This is a genomic window from Aquimarina latercula DSM 2041, assembly GCF_000430645.1.
GTDB lineage: Bacteria > Bacteroidota > Bacteroidia > Flavobacteriales > Flavobacteriaceae > Aquimarina > Aquimarina latercula.
The window spans coordinates 1-16171 of sequence record NZ_AUMK01000022.1; the positions used below are offsets into that span (position 1 = coordinate 1).

Annotated in this window: 23 protein-coding genes; 7 read left to right on the forward strand and 16 right to left on the reverse strand. The window is 41.3% G+C overall.

Annotation, left to right across the window (positions count from 1 at the left end; translation table 11 throughout):
• Window positions 1-104 precede the first annotated feature (104 nt).
• On the reverse strand, window positions 105-1292 hold the full coding sequence (locus H526_RS0117420) for a Clp protease ClpP (RefSeq protein ID WP_027394183.1): 1188 nt from the start codon (window positions 1290-1292) through the stop codon (window positions 105-107).
• A 153-nt stretch (window positions 1293-1445) separates the two neighbouring features.
• Between H526_RS0117420 and H526_RS0117425 the strand changes: the two genes are divergently transcribed.
• Genes H526_RS0117425 through H526_RS0117455 form a run of 7 tightly spaced genes read left to right on the forward strand, consistent with a single transcriptional unit; the run spans window position 1446 to window position 9657 of the window.
• On the forward strand, window positions 1446-1883 hold the full coding sequence (locus H526_RS0117425) for a hypothetical protein (RefSeq protein ID WP_155839716.1): 438 nt from the start codon (window positions 1446-1448) through the stop codon (window positions 1881-1883).
• Complete coding sequence (locus tag H526_RS29475; protein ID WP_051336221.1) at window positions 1883-3454, forward strand: hypothetical protein; 1572 nt, start codon at window positions 1883-1885, stop codon at window positions 3452-3454. The genes H526_RS0117425 and H526_RS29475 overlap by 1 nt, the downstream gene beginning before the upstream one ends.
• Window position 3455: 1 nt before the next feature.
• Window positions 3456-3896, forward strand: coding sequence for a phage protein Gp36 family protein (locus H526_RS0117435; protein WP_027394185.1), 441 nt, complete (start codon window positions 3456-3458; stop codon window positions 3894-3896).
• A gap of 56 nt (window positions 3897-3952) precedes the next feature.
• Window positions 3953-6505: a phage head morphogenesis protein gene (locus H526_RS0117440; RefSeq protein ID WP_027395682.1), complete on the forward strand. Its 2553-nt coding sequence runs from the start codon at window positions 3953-3955 to the stop codon at window positions 6503-6505.
• The gene (locus H526_RS0117445; RefSeq protein WP_027394187.1) at window positions 6505-8655 is read left to right on the forward strand and encodes a phage tail tape measure protein; all 2151 of its coding nucleotides are present in this window, start codon (window positions 6505-6507) and stop codon (window positions 8653-8655) included. The genes H526_RS0117440 and H526_RS0117445 overlap by 1 nt, the downstream gene beginning before the upstream one ends.
• Before the next feature lie 7 nt (window positions 8656-8662).
• Window positions 8663-9154, forward strand: a complete 492-nt coding sequence (locus H526_RS0117450; protein WP_027394188.1) for a phage virion morphogenesis family protein — start codon at window positions 8663-8665, stop codon at window positions 9152-9154.
• The gene (locus H526_RS0117455) at window positions 9151-9657 is read left to right on the forward strand and encodes a hypothetical protein (protein ID WP_027394189.1); all 507 of its coding nucleotides are present in this window, start codon (window positions 9151-9153) and stop codon (window positions 9655-9657) included. Before H526_RS0117450 ends, H526_RS0117455 begins: the two co-directional genes overlap by 4 nt.
• On the opposite strand, the gene H526_RS0117460 is transcribed toward H526_RS0117455, so the two are convergent.
• The 15 genes from H526_RS0117460 to H526_RS0117520 all read right to left on the reverse strand — a co-directional run bounded on the left by H526_RS0117460 (window position 9658) and on the right by H526_RS0117520 (window position 16171).
• Window positions 9658-9855, reverse strand: a complete 198-nt coding sequence (locus H526_RS0117460) for a hypothetical protein (RefSeq protein WP_027394190.1) — start codon at window positions 9853-9855, stop codon at window positions 9658-9660.
• A 109-nt stretch (window positions 9856-9964) separates the two neighbouring features.
• Complete coding sequence (locus H526_RS0117465) at window positions 9965-10486, reverse strand: hypothetical protein (protein WP_027394191.1); 522 nt, start codon at window positions 10484-10486, stop codon at window positions 9965-9967.
• Window positions 10487-10536: 50 nt separating this feature from the next.
• A complete protein-coding gene (locus H526_RS31855; protein ID WP_155839717.1) occupies window positions 10537-10713 on the reverse strand; it encodes a hypothetical protein in 177 nt (58 codons plus the stop codon).
• An 11-nt stretch (window positions 10714-10724) separates the two neighbouring features.
• Window positions 10725-11330, reverse strand: coding sequence for a hypothetical protein (locus H526_RS0117470; protein WP_027394192.1), 606 nt, complete (start codon window positions 11328-11330; stop codon window positions 10725-10727).
• A gap of 2 nt (window positions 11331-11332) precedes the next feature.
• Entirely contained in the window at window positions 11333-11530 is a 198-nt protein-coding gene (locus H526_RS0117475; RefSeq protein ID WP_027394193.1) for a DNA translocase FtsK, read from the reverse strand.
• 4 nt (window positions 11531-11534) lie between these two features.
• Window positions 11535-11939 (reverse strand): hypothetical protein, encoded by a 405-nt coding sequence (locus tag H526_RS0117480; protein ID WP_155839718.1) that lies wholly within the window; start codon window positions 11937-11939, stop codon window positions 11535-11537.
• A gap of 148 nt (window positions 11940-12087) precedes the next feature.
• A complete protein-coding gene (locus tag H526_RS0117485) occupies window positions 12088-12642 on the reverse strand; it encodes a hypothetical protein (RefSeq protein ID WP_027394195.1) in 555 nt (184 codons plus the stop codon).
• On the reverse strand, window positions 12643-12798 hold the full coding sequence (locus tag H526_RS31860) for a hypothetical protein (protein ID WP_155839719.1): 156 nt from the start codon (window positions 12796-12798) through the stop codon (window positions 12643-12645).
• Window positions 12795-13022 carry a hypothetical protein gene (locus H526_RS0117490; protein WP_027394196.1) on the reverse strand — a complete coding sequence of 76 codons (228 nt, stop codon included), beginning with the start codon at window positions 13020-13022 and terminating at the stop codon, window positions 12795-12797. Before H526_RS0117490 ends, H526_RS31860 begins: the two co-directional genes overlap by 4 nt.
• A gap of 8 nt (window positions 13023-13030) precedes the next feature.
• Window positions 13031-13399 (reverse strand): hypothetical protein, encoded by a 369-nt coding sequence (locus H526_RS0117495; protein WP_035085945.1) that lies wholly within the window; start codon window positions 13397-13399, stop codon window positions 13031-13033.
• Between the two features lie 378 nt (window positions 13400-13777).
• Window positions 13778-13990, reverse strand: a complete 213-nt coding sequence (locus H526_RS0117500; RefSeq protein WP_027394198.1) for a hypothetical protein — start codon at window positions 13988-13990, stop codon at window positions 13778-13780.
• 1 nt (window position 13991) lies between these two features.
• Complete coding sequence (locus tag H526_RS0117505) at window positions 13992-14195, reverse strand: hypothetical protein (RefSeq protein ID WP_027394199.1); 204 nt, start codon at window positions 14193-14195, stop codon at window positions 13992-13994.
• 2 nt (window positions 14196-14197) lie between these two features.
• Window positions 14198-14566, reverse strand: coding sequence for a hypothetical protein (locus H526_RS0117510; RefSeq protein WP_027394200.1), 369 nt, complete (start codon window positions 14564-14566; stop codon window positions 14198-14200).
• A 1-nt stretch (window position 14567) separates the two neighbouring features.
• Window positions 14568-15266: a DUF3164 family protein gene (locus H526_RS0117515; protein ID WP_027394201.1), complete on the reverse strand. Its 699-nt coding sequence runs from the start codon at window positions 15264-15266 to the stop codon at window positions 14568-14570.
• Window positions 15263-16171: an ATP-binding protein gene (locus tag H526_RS0117520; protein WP_027394202.1), complete on the reverse strand. Its 909-nt coding sequence runs from the start codon at window positions 16169-16171 to the stop codon at window positions 15263-15265. Before H526_RS0117520 ends, H526_RS0117515 begins: the two co-directional genes overlap by 4 nt.

Genomic DNA, 16171 nt, shown 5'->3' on the forward strand with positions numbered 1-16171 from the left:
CCCCGCCATTTCCACTGTTCTAAACTGCTGTACGAGTACATCGGTCCATATCTCTTGGTTTAATCCTGCCATAAGTAGTATAGTATTTAAATAGGTTCGTGTTATTATTCGGTGTAGTCTACTCCAAACTTTGCTTTAAACAAGGCTTTGAAAGTATCCAGGTCATTTGTTTTCTTGGCTTCCAAGGCTCTTGGGTCCTCACTCTGGTATTTATCCCAGTTCCATCCACTTCGTGAAGCGTTTGCTGTTGGGGTGCTTGTCGTTCCTGGTACGATCGTAGCTGCTAAAGAAGTACGCCCCTGTAAGCCCTCTAGCACCGTTTCTAAGGTTTCTAATCCAGAATCTTTCCCGATCGCTTCATAGCTATCGCGTTGTTTTGCCGTAAATTTTCCAGCACCTTGCGCAGCATCCAATAAGGCTTTTATCTTACCTTCCTTGATAGCATTAAGCGCAGCTTCTACATTCTCTTTTGCTGCTTTTTCAGTATTGTATTTATTCTCTAAAGCGGTAAACCTTGCCTGAATTGCTTGTACCACCATTGTTTCTGAAGATTCCGGGGTCACATTTTGTAACCCTAAAAGTGTAATTGAACTCTGTTCCATAGTATATATAGGTTTGGATTTTTGTATGCTTTTTTGAGTGGGTTGTGGCGCGGCTGCGCGAGGTGTTTTTACCGGGATTCCTTTAGGGTTGGTATCGGTAATTTTCATACTCGCAGCAAAACGGTTGTATATCTCATGACTTCCCACTGCTTTTGGGTCATCGATTTCAATATCTAGGGTAGCTTGCGGGTCAATGATCTCATCAATCAGCCCCGCTTCCAGGGCTTGTTCTGCACTAAACCAGTTGTCCCCAACTAACCATTTACTTACCTCGCTGGCTGTTTTTCCTGTTTTACTGACCAGCATACGCGTAAAATTCTTTCCTACTTCCTTTAATAGGTTGGCATTACTCAGATGGTCCTGATAGGTTCCGTAGGTATAGCCCGAAGCTGCATGAATCATCTGAAAGCCATTAGACACCTGACGGCGTACCGTTCCTGCCTGTGCTAATACTGCACCCATCGAAGCACCGACACCAATCACATTGGTATCGACTTGTGAGGTGGCATTGATCAGGGTATTGTAGATCATATTCCCGTCAAATACCGCCCCGCCATAGCAGTGTAAATGCACATCTAGTATCGGGTAGCTTCCATCGAGTAAGGCAAATTGCTCCAAAAAATACGCCCCGTCACCATCCCAGATATACCCGTATAAATAAATGTTGTTGTTTTCTATCGTTAGTACCATGTGTGCCTGTTTGATGGGTCAAAAATCAACCAAGAAAACAACCAAATCAAATTCTTTAGAATGCCTTGCAATACTCTCTGAATGCCTTGCAAAGGGATTGGGATTTCTGGGGTAGGGTTTGCGAATTTTACATTCGCAAACACCACGGATACTATGGCAAAAATGAACAATGAAAAGCTTCGAGGACTGGCGGAACGTATGTTTATCAACGAAGGGATGACTGCCAAGGCAATTGCCCAGGAACTCGATAAACCCGAACAGACCATCGGGCGATGGAGAAAAGGACGCACCGGAGAAAAAGACTGGGATACCAGACGGGCGGAACTCTTAAGTGCGCCCCACAAAATAAAAGAGATTCTTACCAAAGAACTACAACACATTGCCGAGGGTAATAAGGCGAATATTGATGCCGATGCACTTTCCAAAATTGGTAAGGTCCTAGAAGGAATCAGCGGGAAGGTATCTGCCCAGGTCGTGATGAGTGTTTTTAAAGAATTTGATAACTGGATGGCTGCCCAGGAACCCGAAACCGCTATTTTATTTCTGGACTGGCATAAAAAATTTTTGATCTATAAAGCAGGTTTAGAATAATGACAGACGCTCAAAAAGAAAAATTACTCAACCAGTACGAAGCGCATTCCAAAAGAATACGCCAGGCGACCACTATTGATATCAATGAGACGCCCAAGCAAAAGCACGCACGTATCAAAGCTTTGCAAAAAGATTACGTAAAATGGTTCGAATATTATTTTCCGAATTTTGCCAAAAGTCCCTGCGCCTGGTTCCATAAAAAAATGGCACGGCTGATCATTCAACATAAAGAGATCAATTTATTAGGTGAAATCTACCGTTCTGGTGCAAAATCTGTCCACTTAGGAATGGGTATTCCTTTGTACCTGTATTTTACAAAGGATATGTTTTATATGCTTTTAATCGGGCAAACCGACCGAAAAGCAAAAAAACTACTGGGTAAAATACAAGCGCAGTTACAGTACAACCAACGCCTTCGAAATGACTACGGGTCACGCTTTAAATTTGGTGACTGGATGAATGGAGATTTTACCACTACAGACGGGGTGAAATTTACTGCTATGAGTATCGGGCAATCCCCCAGGGGAGAAAGTGAGGAAGACAAACGCCCGGACTATATCTTGGTGGATGATGCCGATACCAAAAAACGATGTAAGAACGATGCGTTGAGTAGAGAAGCCTTAGAGTGGGTGCAGGAGGATTTAATGGGGTGTTTTGATGAAGGAGCAGCACGAAAACGTTTTGTGGTGGCTAACAACAATTTCCACAAAAACACCATTATAAACCAACTAAAAACCCAGTATAAACAATACATCAAAAAGGCAAAGGATTGCGGGGATGAAGTGATACATCATATTGTAAGTGTCCCTGCGGTAAAGGACTTAATTAATTTCGAGCCTAACTGGAAAGAAAAAACGTCCGCGGACTACTGGCGTAAAAAGTTTCGAAATACTCCCTTTCGATCCTTTATGCGGGAGTATATGCATAAGCATATTGTAGAAGGTGTCATTTTTAAAAATGAAATGATTCTCTATAAAAAACGCTTGCAACTACGACAATATGACGGCTTGGTAGTGTATGGGGATTTGTCCTATAAGAACCAGGGAGATCATAAAGCCATGTTTTTAATCGGGAAGAAAGGACGGGAATATCATATATTAAAGGTATTCAATCGCCAATGTTCCCGTGCACAGGTTGCCGAGTGGCTCTATGATCTCTATGAGGACTGGAAGCTGGAAAAATACAATATTCGCTATTATATCGAAGGCTTGTTTGCTATGGATGAATTTGTGAATGATTTTGATGTAGAAGGAGACAAACGGGGGTATCATATTCCGGTGATCGCTGACAAACGACCCAAAGCAGATAAGGCAGACCGTATCGAATCCATGCTGGGTTATTATGTCCGTCAATGGATTTTTATAGATGCTGCCCTCAAAGAAGACCCGGACACCGCCTTGTATTTAGAACACCTGCTAGCCTTTGAAAAAGGAAGCGGTACGCCTGATGATGCCCCCGATGCCCAACACGGAGCGATCTCTAAACTAAACAAAGACACCTTTATTGATCATTTCCCGCCAGAGATTACCGAGCGGATGGAAGATATACGAATGAACCCTAACCGATTTTAATATGCGATTTTTATTAGACCAGGATTATACCGCCATTGTGCGAAATGAAATCAAAGACCTTTTATTAGAGGACTATACCGAAACCAAACTATTCACCGCGGAAAACATGGCAATTGCACAAATCAAAAACAATTTGTTTGGGCATTATGATACAGATTTGATTTTCCAGCTATGGGAAGATATGGACCAGCCCGACCCCAGAAACGCCTATGTCGTGATGATCACTTTGGATTGTACCTTATACCATTTATATACCTCGCTGGCTCCTGAGCGTATCCCCAAGCTTCGTTCGGATCGTTATCAGGATGTTTTAAACTGGCTAAAAGAGGTGACCATTGGAAAAAAGACCGCCGATTTACCCAGAATTACGGACATCTCAGGAACGGAACAAATAGGGTTTGTCATCAATTCCGAATATGATAACGAAGACAACCGATGGTAAGGAGTGTTTAAGTCCTGTTTAAATTCAATTCTAAGCGCATAAAAAAGTTTTAACGTATGAACATATACAACTATATAAAATCGTTCGGCTCAGGGCAAAAAAAACAAAGCCCTTATATGAGGGTGTCCTCTGGTAAAATGACCAAACGAGATATTGACGATGTGATGAATATCGTCAACAAGATTACCAAGTCTTTTGTGGATCGCTCCCGAAAGGATATACAAAAGTGGCGACAAGCTATAAAGATCGCAGAGAACCCCGAAAAACCACGGCTATATATATACCATGATCTGATCAATGATCTGATGACGGACGGGCATCTACAGGCGCAAATACAACTGCGGGAGAATGCCACCCTAAACACGGAGTTCTACATTAAAAGGGAAGACGGCACTATTAACGATGAAGCTACCGAGATTATACGCCAGGAGTGGTTCTATGAGTTTTTGAAAGAAGCTATCGGGGCAAAGCTGCGCGGAACCAAGGTACTACAGTTTACTAGTTTTGGCGGGAAACATATCTCTTTTGAGATCATCCCCCAACGCAATACCGTACCTGTTTTAAAGCTGGTGATTCCTGACCTATCCAAAGAAGAAGGCATCCGCTATGATGATCCGTACTTTGAAAACTGGCTCATTCAAATCGGAAAAGATAAGGACCTGGGTATTTTAAACAATGTAGTACCTAACCTTATTTGGAAACGTAATGTATTACAAGCCTGGGCGGAGTTCTGCGAAAAGTTTGGACTTCCGATGGTTACCGCTACTACCAATAAGTACGATCAGGAGACTATTAGTAAAATAGATTATATGTTGCGTAAGCTTGCCATGGCATCCCGTGGAGTGTTTCCTGAAGGCTCTAAGGTCGAATACAAAGAAGCCAACCGCACCGATGCCTATCAGACCTTTGATAAGTTCTGTAAGCGTAATAATGAAGAAATTAGTAAGCCCATTGTAGGCGGTACCATGCTCACCGATGACGGGAGCAGCAAGTCACAAAGTGAAGTCCATGAGCGCAATATCGATAAGAAAATTGCCGTAGCCGATAAGCGACACCTTACATTTTTGGTGAATGATTGCCTGTTGCCTATTCTACGAAATCAGGGCTATACTGAAATTGGTAAAAATGATAAATTCGAATTTGACCAGGGACACGCCCTGGAGCTTACCGAATATTGGACCATTACCCAAGGGGTCATGCAGGAGTATGAGGTAGACCCGGAGTGGATTTCTAAGACCTTTAGTATTCCTATTACGGGCAAAAAAAAAAGCCCGGCACCAACCCTTCCCATAACCCAAGCATTGACAAGGACTAAGGTATCCGGGGTACTATTGCCGAATTACCCGGTAGACAAATGTTGCCCAGTGCTTCCTCATGCTCGCAGCGGTTCTTTTGAAAAAGCCATCAAAAACCTAACCCGTCAATTACTCACCGCTGTTTGGGAAGAGGATAATACCTTACCCGCCCGTGCGCAATTAATTGCCCTGGAAGCGCGGGAACTGGTTAAAGGGCTCTTTGAAGGATGGGGCGAACGTCGCCTGGAGATCGCCTATAACGCACCGGATCATTTGGCACTGCAACTAATGGAACACAACCTGTTTGAATTTGCCACCTCCAAAACAGAAGCGCGCCTGGCGTCCGTATCGCAATTACTCATTGATAAAGACGCCTTGCAAATTCGTTCCAAATCAGACTTTTTCAAAGAAGCCGAAAAGATTACCACCGATTTTAACCGTACCTGGCTGGAAACAGAATACAACCTATCGATATCCGTGGGGCAAAACGCAGCGAATTATGTACGCTTTATGGACGAAAAAGACACCGTTACTAGTCTCGTACAATATAGTACCGCAGGAGACAACAAGGTGCGTAGCGAACACCAATTACTAGAAGGTAGAGTGTTCGATCTAAACGATTCCGAAGCAATGGATCTCTTCCCGCCTAATGGGTATAACTGCCGTTGTGAATTCCAACAATATTTGGGCGGGTCCAATACCGTGATCAGTAAAGGAAGCACCGCCAAAAAATTACTCGGTGATAGTTTTAAGGACTCTCAGTTTGATGTGAACCGCGGGGATACCAAGCAGGTATTTACCAAGGAGCAGTACTACCACGATATAAAAGGACTGAACGGCAACCTGAAAAAAATGGACTATAAAGACAATTACGGGCTAAAGGACTGGAAAGATTTTAAAGCCGATTTAGACGCCTTGCCAATCGATAGTACTATTAGTAAAAACAATGTTGCGGAATTATTCCAGGTAGACGGCTCTCAAGGTGGGGACTTTATGGGATTCAAAGACCACTTAAAACGCCAGCTCATCCTGAAGAAAAACACCTTTAGTAAGCAAACCGATTCCACCACTAAGGCACGGCTGTTTCCGCATATTGAAAAAGTACTCAAAAACCCCGATGAAGTGTATTTGCATTCCCACAACCCTAAAAAGGGAAGCTTTCAAACGCGCTATGTGAAATTTTATAACGATCGCATGATGGTAGTAGACACCCGACTGGGAAATAACAATATGGAGATCACAAACTGGGAAGGAATGACCAGTAAAGAAAGTACGGTTAGAAACGGATTACTCATTCAAAAAAGACAACGATAATGGCGGTAAAATCAAAAATTGAGTTGTTAATGGAGCTTAAAAACAAGCTGTTTAACAAACGTCTTATGAAGACTCAGCAGCGCATCAAAAAAGGTACAGAGAAGATGCGCGGGCATTTAAACAAATTACGACTAAACACGGTAAAAACCTTTGCAGCGATGCGCAACGAAATACCATTATTTGGTCGGGCTATGGATTTGCTGGGCAACCCCTATGCGCTGATCATTGCAGGAGCCATCGCCCTGACTGGGGTGATGGCTAAGGGATTTGTGGAAGCTCGTAAATTCAATCATGAGTTTTTACAAATCAAACAACTGAACCTGGATAAGTCCTCCAAGCAGCTGGGTAATTACAAAGAACAGATACGGGATGCAGCCTTTGAGGTAGGTACAAATTTACAGGATTCTACCCGCGCCTTTTACGATCTGCAATCCGCTACCGGAGTCTACGGACAGGATGCCGTATCCATCTTTAAAAAAGTAGGACGCTTTTCTATTGCCACGGGTGCAGGGCTGGGCGATAGTATGAACGCCACTACCAAGGCAATGAAAGCCTTTGGACTGGGCGTTGGGGATATCGATCATATGTTAGAATCCAATGCTAAAACGGTACAAGTAGGGATTACTACCTTTGATGAGCTTGCCAGAGTACAAACTGAATACGCAGGAGCAGCAGCCGGAGCAGGGCAAAGTGTTGATACCGCTAACAAGATATTTGCAGCCTTTACCTCCATTGCCAAAGACAGTGCCACCGCAGCCACCATGACTAAATCCGCCTTTCAGGGACTCACCCAAGCCGGAACCGTTAAAGGGCTTAAAAAAATAGGAATCAGCCTGTATGATGGTAACGGACAAATGCGGGATTTAGGCACGGTACTGGGAGAAGTAACCGCCAAGTTTAAGAAAATGACCCCAAAACAGATTGATAAGCTGATCAATAAAATCGGTGGACCCGAAGGACTGAGAAACCTTTTTGTGAAACTAAAGACTGGGGCGGATGATTTTCATAGCACCTTACAAGCCTTTGACGCTTCACAATACAGTATCGATGCAGCTCTTAAAAATGCGCAGGGCGATGTAACGGTATTAGCTGAGATTGTTAAAAACCGATTTAATACCGCCATGTCCAAACTGGGAGAGTTGATCCTACCATTGGTAGCACGAGGACTGGATTTTATTAATCGTATGATTGTAGGTTCTTATAATGCTTATAATAGCTTTACCAAATGGATACAATCAGGAAGTGCTGGGGCGGAACGGTTCCAGCGGGTAATGTATGTACTAGGCGGGATGTTTGCTGCCCATATTGTAAAGCTGGTTATTACCAACGGGCTTACCTTAACCACTATTGGACTGACTAAATTATGGACAGGCGTACAATGGCTTTTAAATGCTGCCTTAACTGCAAATCCTATTGGACTGGTTGTGATGGCTATAGGTGCGCTTATAGGTGCTATTATATATGTGGTAAAGAAAACCGAAGGATGGGGCAAGTCCTGGGAAGCTTTTAAGAAAATAGCCTCCGCAGTATGGCAACAAACCAAAGCCAACTTTTTCTTTTTTGTGGATTCCATCAAATACGGTATTGAAAAAATGTGGTTGCGTATCAAAAATGTAGGACAACGACTGGTGGCATTTGCTACCAAAGTAAAGGAAGCGGTACAACTTGCAATGGCAGGGAATTTCAGCGCAGCTAGGGAAGCCATGAACAGGCAAATAGTAACCGAAGCTGATAAGCAGTTGCAAGCCCTGGAAGCCAGAAGAAAGCAACAAAAAGAAGCCTTTAGAAAACAGACACTCGATAACGCCAGAGAAGTGGTCAATGCTGCTAAAGATATCAGTATAAAGCTAAAGAAAGGAAGTAACAAAAAAGAGGAAAGTGCCGAGAATAAAGGGTTACTCCCCACAGACAACCCAACTGGAGACAATGACGATGGAAAAACCTTAGGCGGTGTTGGAGGGTCACAAATTGGAGATGTAAGCTCCAAGGCGTCACAACCCAAAAATATCACGGTACATATCGAAGCCCTGAATAAAGGAGGGATCAATACCCAGAACACCACCTTATCAAAAATGAATCCGCAAGAGATCGAACAATGGTTTATTGAAACTGCATTACGCGCCGTTCGCGCCATTGAAACCTCACAATAATTATAGTATGCCAAATGATATCATCAAAAAGTTAAATGCCGTTAGCAAAAGCATAGACCGCATGCCCTCACGGGCTGCGGTAATTGCAGTGAATTTTAGCAAGGAACGCTTTGTTAGAAAAAATTGGGTGGATAGCTCCCGCAAGCCTTGGAAAAAAAGACAAAATGAGCGCGCCAGAGGTAGCCTAATGAACAGAACTGGACGCCTAAAACGCTCCATTCGTAAAATCAGCGTAGGGAAAGAACATATTATCATTGGAACCGATGTACCCTTCGCAGAACTGCACAATGAAGGGGGCACGGTTGAAAAGACGGTAACGGTTCGCGAGCATAGTAGAAAGATTACCAGGGGGCGCAAAGGCGGAAATACAACCGTAAGCAGTCACTCCCGAAAAATGAACCTTTCCATGCCACAACGACAATTTATAGGAGAATCCGGGGTATTGCTCCGACGAGTGGAGAGAATGATTGAAAGAGAATTTAAAAACGCACTGAAATGAAAGAATTATATACTACAATTATCGAACGCCTTACCAGCGAAGCAGCAGCACAAACCTATCGAAATGCAGGAATACCCGCATTAAAACACATTGATTTGTATAGAGGTCAATATTTTAATCCCGAAGCCTTTGAAACTTTTCGACTACCAGGATTATTATTTGAGTTTACCGTAGCCTATCAGGGAACTACAGGCGTTGCCAGTATTACACTACATCTAATGTACGAACAGGGGCGCGATACCAGTAGCATCAGTCAATCCAGAGACAAAGCCCTGCAATTATTTGATTTTGTAAAGGTAACCCATCAGCTTATAGAGGAACTGGAAAGCCCCAATACAGGAAAACTGGAACTTATTAGTGAGGAACTACTACGGGATGATGCGGTAGTAAGTGTGTATCTATTGAGTTATCAGGCTCCGTACTATGGAAGAAATAAGGAAAAATACCAATACGCCCAGGGAGAGGATGTAAATATCACCGGGCGTATTAGAGAATTCTTTTGATTAGAACTGGTTGTGTTCCATCTTGGCAAAAAAACCAGCTTCAAACATCTTATGGTATAAATCCATATAACTATCCGCTTCCACTTCCTTGACGGGGATGATCTTTCCTTTTGGGGGAATGTTGTAGTGTTCCACCTTGTTTAACATGCCTACCCATTTGGTGTTGTTCTTTTCAATATCAATGCTGTAATGTACCATATCGTTTAATTTTTTATCAAATGTAAGTTGTACAAAAATGCCTTCAATGTGGAAAACCGTAATGAAGGCATTTTTTTAATATTTATTTGTCTGGTATACTTTTATAAGTTTATTCTTTTTCTGCTCTCAAACTGACTATTAACAGTTCTTCGTCCCTAATCTCATCATTCCAAACTAGACGATTGACAGAGCTAACGGTACGATGCGTCGAATACCAGCCGTTTTGATCTTCATATTTAAATTTGATGATATCGCCTTCCTGGATGTCATCTTCAATCGTAAAAAGTTCATAGGTACGACGGTTAGAAGTAAGCTCCATCCAGTCCACGATATTTACCTCCTTACTGATGATTTTTGGTTTTACCGCAGGTAACCATTCGAAGCCTTCATCAGGAATGTGAGCGTATTTTTTGGAGGAATAAAAAGGCTGACAAAGCTCTCTTTGGTTGTGCACATCAGGAGTGAGCGTTAAATAATAGTCTTTTGTAATTAAATCCTCGGTAAGCCCTGGTATTTTTACCCCCTGTTTTAATACACGTCCGTCGCCTTTGCGTGGTTCGTAAGTCAATGTAAATGGTACATTGTCATTGGTTAAGCTCTCTTTGGCGTACTGTAAAAATTCTTGTTGCATAATTAAATGGTTTTTAAAAGTGATTTATTTGGTCTTGTTTTTGATTTCTTTCAACGTGGTTTTGGGTATTCTTTTATGTATTGGCAATGTGATTCATAGGCTTTCAGTTTTTCGAAATTCCTTACCGATAGCACATAAATTTCAATTACCTTTCCTTTTTGATGTTCTTTATATTGCAGTTTCAATCGGAAAGGCACTAATTTCCTGGTAAGGTCTCTTAACTTCATAAGTCCCTGATTTATTGATTTAAATACAATCCTGTGGTTACCTGAGTATGATAGCTACCGCCTTCAATGGATTGTAGTTTTTGCAGGTCCTGCATTTTCTTTTTGCTCATTTCATCATGTGAAACTTTGGTAAGATCACCTGTTACATACAATTTACTGGCGATGGCATATTGACCAAAGAACAAGTCCTGAAGCTGCTCACGTCGCTCGTTTCTGGTTTTAGCAGAACGACACTTATTAACAAGCGGTGTACAATGGATTTTAAATTGCGCTTTCATATGCCTTCTAAAGTATTCGTATGCAGTAGAAAAGGTCACATAATCTAAATACTCAAAGCTGATCACAATCTCACGAACGCCATACGTATCTTTATAAAGCTTGGTTTCCATTCCTGGGAACAAACAACGGACCAACTGATAACACAACATCAGCTCTAAGCGGTTACCGTATTTAAAACGGTATTCCTTTTTGCGGATATTTTCAATTTGAGCCCCGTTTAAATTGTGTTTTTTAAGCAGTCGTTCCAGTGCTTTTTGTGCTGCTTTTTGCTCTCCATCAACGCCACGTTGTACTAGTTCGTACACTTTGGCAATTTTGTTTCGGGTAGTCTCGGTCATAGCTATAGTTTTACAACTCTATCGATCCAATACTCCCCCTGGTTCTCATCGGTAAATATGCCCGCTTCCTCCATCTGCTTCATCAATTTATACGCCCGATTATAGCCTAGTTTATATTTTAGTTGCAGGATCGAGGATCGTATAAAGCCCTGCTGTTTGGCATAGGCAATTACCTCTGGTAATAACTTGTCTTGATTCATAGTGTTATGGTTTTGATTTTAATTGCTCTTTTGCTTGGTCCACCCGTTTCTGGGCTTCGTGTAATTCGTGTTGTTTCTGCTGAAAATCTAAGGCTTTTTTTAACTCTCGTCCAGCTTGTTTTCTGGTTTCCATCGAGCGTGGAGCACTGGCAAAAGCACTTTTGTGCTGTACACTCTGACTATAACTTTGTTCATACGCAGCCGTTAATCGTTCCTCGTAGTATTGCTTGAACCAACGCATTACCGTAGGTATGGAAATACGTAAAATATCCCCGTACTCCCCATATTTTGCATTCTTAAAAATCAGGTTAATTTCTGCCAGATTTAAACTGCGATACGTATCCATAATCGCAAAAGCAATCTGATCAATTTGATTCGCTTTCAGTCCTGATTTTAGCTGTAGAGACACGTTTAAATCCAACAACCAATGTTTTAAATAGCCCATGAGCTGACCCTCGCCAAATCTTTTGGACAAAACACTCAATTTTGGAGCGTCTGAGTTCATTGCCAGTGCTACCGTATGCTTTTTACGATACCATACCAAGCATTTTGTAGGACTATAGTCCGTTAACAACTGATTGTAACTCATCGTCGTGATATCCCCCGTAGGTTTCATTATTTCTTTTGACATTTTGCACGATCTTATTAATTTGACTGTATATGTATTTGATATCTGTATTTTGCTTGTGGAAATCGTCCATATGATCCCAGTTATGAAGAATTGCCTTCCATAGTTCCAAGGCTTGCTCCGGGTTCACACTGATTTTTTCTAAGTAGGTCATGATTCGCTTCAGGTTGGCTCCGTCCACCTTAGTGAAATTTGGCTCTACATCCATAAAACCACGGTAAAAATCAAACCAAACCGCAGTATATTGACCATACATACTGACATTTTTTTCAATCACGGTATAGTTTACCTTGCCTTTTTTCTCCAATACAAAGCGCGTGAGCTCTTTTTCGGTTAGTGGAATGATACGACCAATATTTAACAGGTGAACAGGGGCTAACTTTCCTTTTTTTACCACTTCAAAACGCTTAAAATTGCCGTTTTGATAGGTCAATTTTACAACCGTTCCGATCACTACGATATGTGCCTGATAATGGGTGGTCATTTAGCTGTTGATTTTTACTGTTATAGTGATGTTATCTGGATATACAATAGTATAATCTTGGCGTAAAGCGCGGTAGAAACATTCCTTTAAGCGCATTTGATCATAGGTAAGCCCGTAATGGGACTCATTATCTGTATATATCTTATATGTTCTCATTCAAATAGCCTTGTTTGGGATGCGTCTATATCCAATAGCTTTTTTAATTCTCGCTTTGCAGGGATGCCCAAATACTCATCAAAGGTGCGCTTACTAATGAAATACTGCGCCTTTACATGCAACTCATATATTTGAGTATTGCTCAACCCAATTTGTTGATACTCCTTGGTGAGTTCCTGAATTTCTATAATTCGGCGATAGTAATTTTTTCTATTGTAAGCCATGTATACTACTAGTTATTAGATAGGTTTGGCAAGTTCCTTTTATGTGCCCACGCCTTAGTGCCTACTTTATTTGCAGAATTGTTATAATTGAACTCCAAGGCACGGAATTGTTTCACCAGTTCCTCCAATTCCTCTAAAGTGTACAGGTTTAGTGACTTTTTGTAAATGGTATTGTGAAGCATAAACCTGTTAAACTTCTCCCAGTCATTGGTATCATGTATTCCGGTTCTGGTGGCAATGGTGAGGACCTGACTACGCAGTTTTTTCTTTGCCAATAGTAGTTCCGTGTCTTGTTTTGCAATTCTTTTCATAATCAAAAGCTTTAAAAACCAAGGCTCTAACCCCTTAAAGCCTTGGTTTAATGAGAGTGAACACATGCGTAACGACTAAACTACTCGCATTGGCTGCGGCTTTAACTGATAAACACCACATTCACCGTATGATTTAACGAGGGCATTCTTCAAAACCCCGAACAGTTCAGCATAGGAACTTCAGTCCCAGTTCACTCAAAATATGTTTTCGTTTCCTTTCCATCCTCGAAATGGAATGCCCGCCAACCACCGGGGTAAGGATATTAGTATAATTCTGTTTGAATACTGTAACCGAATGATTGCTCTAATTCGGTTACATAGTTGTTTGCTAAGGGCTTGTCCCACTCGCAATAGATCGTTTTTAACGGAGCACTGTAGCGAATTCCTTGTTTTTTAATGCATCGGTGCAAATAATAGCGTCGGTTTTTCCGCTTGTTAGCTTGCTTAAAATCCATCAACCAGCGTTTTAAACTCCTTTTTTAAATACAGTTTATACAGTCTTTGAATGCTCTCTAAATCAAAAGTGACCATTACAAAAAGCAATCCCAGAACAGCAAGAGAAACCACAAAAACTACAAAGGCTATAACCTTTATAACAAACCATGGAGACAATAATAGATAGCCCGTAATTCTTAAAATAAAGTGTACCGCTCTCATATTATGGTGTTTCAGTTTTTTGTAATTCTTCCAGAATGGACAGGTAGTAGATCGTACTACCATAGAATTGGATCATACGCTCTTGCATAAGTGGGTCGAGTTCTAGATTTTTCTTTATTTTATCTATGGCACGGGAACAATCCTGTTTTAGTTCGTTAATACCTGTTAATGTAAATTTTACTTTCATTTCACTTGTATCATCCATAATTAATCCTTTAGTGGGTTTTTAAATTTGATTTGCATGTTTCTGCCTGTGAGTTCATAAATAAGCGCATTCATAGACTCGTACTGGCTGTATTTTCGTAGTCTGTGCATGTCTGTAATAGCGTCTAGTTTTACCAAACATTTATGAAGTGTTACATCGGCATATCGCTGGACCTCTATAAATCCTTTTTTGGTAGTGTTTCCGTGGATAGGGTCCAGGCTCTCCACAAAATCGGTTACCCATTGTGTTAGATTTCGTTCTATCTGCTTGTATAGTAAGTAACTACTTGCTGCGTTTCCATTGGCTGGGCGAAGACCTGCATTTACTACAAGCTTATTCAATCGACAGGCATTATCTAGTATACTCCCCATATTATATGCTTGAAAAGTTTAACAAAATGCTCTCCCATTTCCCTTCGCTGTTCTTCTGATCAAAATAATAGCCAAATCCGCGAAGTACTACCTGATAACTCTCTTTAAGCAAGCGTAAGCCTTCCTTCCAACGTGGATCGTTGTAATTATCTTCACAACTTAATAGGGTCATGACCTTCTGATACTCCAGATCACCTGCTTGGTTCTTCTCTAGAAATGCCATCATCACGTTAAATTCCTTTTCAGCACGCTTTTTAACCGTATCATGTAAGAAATCTTTTAACAACTCTACCGCCTTATTGCTACGCTCATCCCATGTAGGTTGGGTATCGCGAGTACGTCTGATACGATAGAGATCGTCCTTACTTTTGATCTGAAAACCACCTTTGCTATTGCTTCTAATACCACCATATTCGGCAAGATCGGTAGCCTGTGAGTCCATTTCTAACTGTACTTTTTCCTTAAACTGCTTTAAAACTTCTTGTAGTTCCTGAGCTTCCTTAATAAGGGTGATCACTTTTTCATGGCGTTTTTCTTCATACGCCTTACGCTTGCGCTGTTGTGCAGCCTTTTCTTTGGTTTCTGCCTTTTCCAAGGCTTCCCGCAACTGACTTGCAGATACATTCCCCAAATCAAGCACACCAACCGCAGGAGGTACAACTGTAGGGTCGTGTACCTCGATTTCGTTTACATCTTTCATACGATATCTTTGGATTTTATTTGCTCTCTTTTAATGATGCGTTTGAGCCTTCGCATATCTTCTACAACCGGAATGAATTGCGTACCTATCTTTTTTTGTTTTGGTTCGCATTCGTTGAAAATGGCTGTGTGTAATTTCTTATCGAATACTCCGTTGGCTTCGCAGATCAGCGCAACATCTTTTTTGTGTGCTCCTAATAATTGAATGAATTTGCGACCAAAACGGCTTGAAATCTCGTCGTAACCGTCTTTATTATATTTTACGCCTGCGTCAATCGTCTTTTTAAGGTTCTCCGTACCGCAGATAATAAGCGACATCTCGTCCTCTAAGGCATTGAAAATATGTATTATCACCTTTAATGCTGTAGGGCTTAAACTATTTGCTTGATCTAAAATAAGAGTGGGCTTATAGTCTCTTCTTTCAATAAAAAAATTGATCACAATATTGGTCAACATATCCAAAGTGGCATAGGTTCTTGGTAGTTCCATTCCTAATTGAGTAATTAGGTTCTTAAGAAAATCACGCTTTCCCCATTCTTTGCATTCTACATAAAAGTTGAAACTCGGATTATTACGAATCCACGCTTTTAATCCTGCGGACTTACCAGAACCAGCCGGGTAAGAAATAGGGACAAACAAACACTCTTCTTTTGCTTCATTGAGTACTTTTTGCACCAGTTTATAGTTGGTAGTTTCTGCAATATTCCAGGTGCTGTAGCTATACCCGCTTTTTGCTGCTACTTTTTGCCACATTCCAACACTTATATTTTCCCATTCGCAATTTCGCATCTGGGATAAGGTAGCAGCACTCACTCCGCAGTTAATTGCGAATTTATTGGCACTGCCAAAACGAGTAATAGCAGCGTTAATCGTCTTTACTATCTCGGTTTTTTGAACGTCTGTCAT

Bases quoted from the DNA above. Each gene is read 5' to 3' on its own strand.
- H526_RS0117420 (WP_027394183.1), bottom strand. From the start codon at position 1,292: ATGGTACTAACGATAGAAAACAACAACATTTATTTATACGGGTATATC.
- H526_RS0117425 (WP_155839716.1), top strand. From the start codon at position 1,446: ATGGCAAAAATGAACAATGAAAAGCTTCGAGGACTGGCGGAACGTATG.
- H526_RS29475 (WP_051336221.1), top strand. From the start codon at position 1,883: ATGACAGACGCTCAAAAAGAAAAATTACTCAACCAGTACGAAGCGCAT.
- H526_RS0117435 (WP_027394185.1), top strand. From the start codon at position 3,456: ATGCGATTTTTATTAGACCAGGATTATACCGCCATTGTGCGAAATGAA.
- H526_RS0117440 (WP_027395682.1), top strand. From the start codon at position 3,953: ATGAACATATACAACTATATAAAATCGTTCGGCTCAGGGCAAAAAAAA.
- H526_RS0117445 (WP_027394187.1), top strand. From the start codon at position 6,505: ATGGCGGTAAAATCAAAAATTGAGTTGTTAATGGAGCTTAAAAACAAG.
- H526_RS0117450 (WP_027394188.1), top strand. From the start codon at position 8,663: ATGCCAAATGATATCATCAAAAAGTTAAATGCCGTTAGCAAAAGCATA.
- H526_RS0117455 (WP_027394189.1), top strand. From the start codon at position 9,151: ATGAAAGAATTATATACTACAATTATCGAACGCCTTACCAGCGAAGCA.
- H526_RS0117460 (WP_027394190.1), bottom strand. From the start codon at position 9,855: ATGGTACATTACAGCATTGATATTGAAAAGAACAACACCAAATGGGTA.
- H526_RS0117465 (WP_027394191.1), bottom strand. From the start codon at position 10,486: ATGCAACAAGAATTTTTACAGTACGCCAAAGAGAGCTTAACCAATGAC.
- H526_RS31855 (WP_155839717.1), bottom strand. From the start codon at position 10,713: ATGAAGTTAAGAGACCTTACCAGGAAATTAGTGCCTTTCCGATTGAAA.
- H526_RS0117470 (WP_027394192.1), bottom strand. From the start codon at position 11,330: ATGACCGAGACTACCCGAAACAAAATTGCCAAAGTGTACGAACTAGTA.
- H526_RS0117475 (WP_027394193.1), bottom strand. From the start codon at position 11,530: ATGAATCAAGACAAGTTATTACCAGAGGTAATTGCCTATGCCAAACAG.
- H526_RS0117485 (WP_027394195.1), bottom strand. From the start codon at position 12,642: ATGACCACCCATTATCAGGCACATATCGTAGTGATCGGAACGGTTGTA.
- H526_RS31860 (WP_155839719.1), bottom strand. From the start codon at position 12,798: ATGAGAACATATAAGATATATACAGATAATGAGTCCCATTACGGGCTT.
- H526_RS0117490 (WP_027394196.1), bottom strand. From the start codon at position 13,022: ATGGCTTACAATAGAAAAAATTACTATCGCCGAATTATAGAAATTCAG.
- H526_RS0117495 (WP_035085945.1), bottom strand. From the start codon at position 13,399: ATGTGTTCACTCTCATTAAACCAAGGCTTTAAGGGGTTAGAGCCTTGG.
- H526_RS0117500 (WP_027394198.1), bottom strand. From the start codon at position 13,990: ATGAGAGCGGTACACTTTATTTTAAGAATTACGGGCTATCTATTATTG.
- H526_RS0117505 (WP_027394199.1), bottom strand. From the start codon at position 14,195: ATGGATGATACAAGTGAAATGAAAGTAAAATTTACATTAACAGGTATT.
- H526_RS0117510 (WP_027394200.1), bottom strand. From the start codon at position 14,566: ATGGGGAGTATACTAGATAATGCCTGTCGATTGAATAAGCTTGTAGTA.
- H526_RS0117515 (WP_027394201.1), bottom strand. From the start codon at position 15,266: ATGAAAGATGTAAACGAAATCGAGGTACACGACCCTACAGTTGTACCT.
- H526_RS0117520 (WP_027394202.1), bottom strand. From the start codon at position 16,171: ATGACAGACGTTCAAAAAACCGAGATAGTAAAGACGATTAACGCTGCT.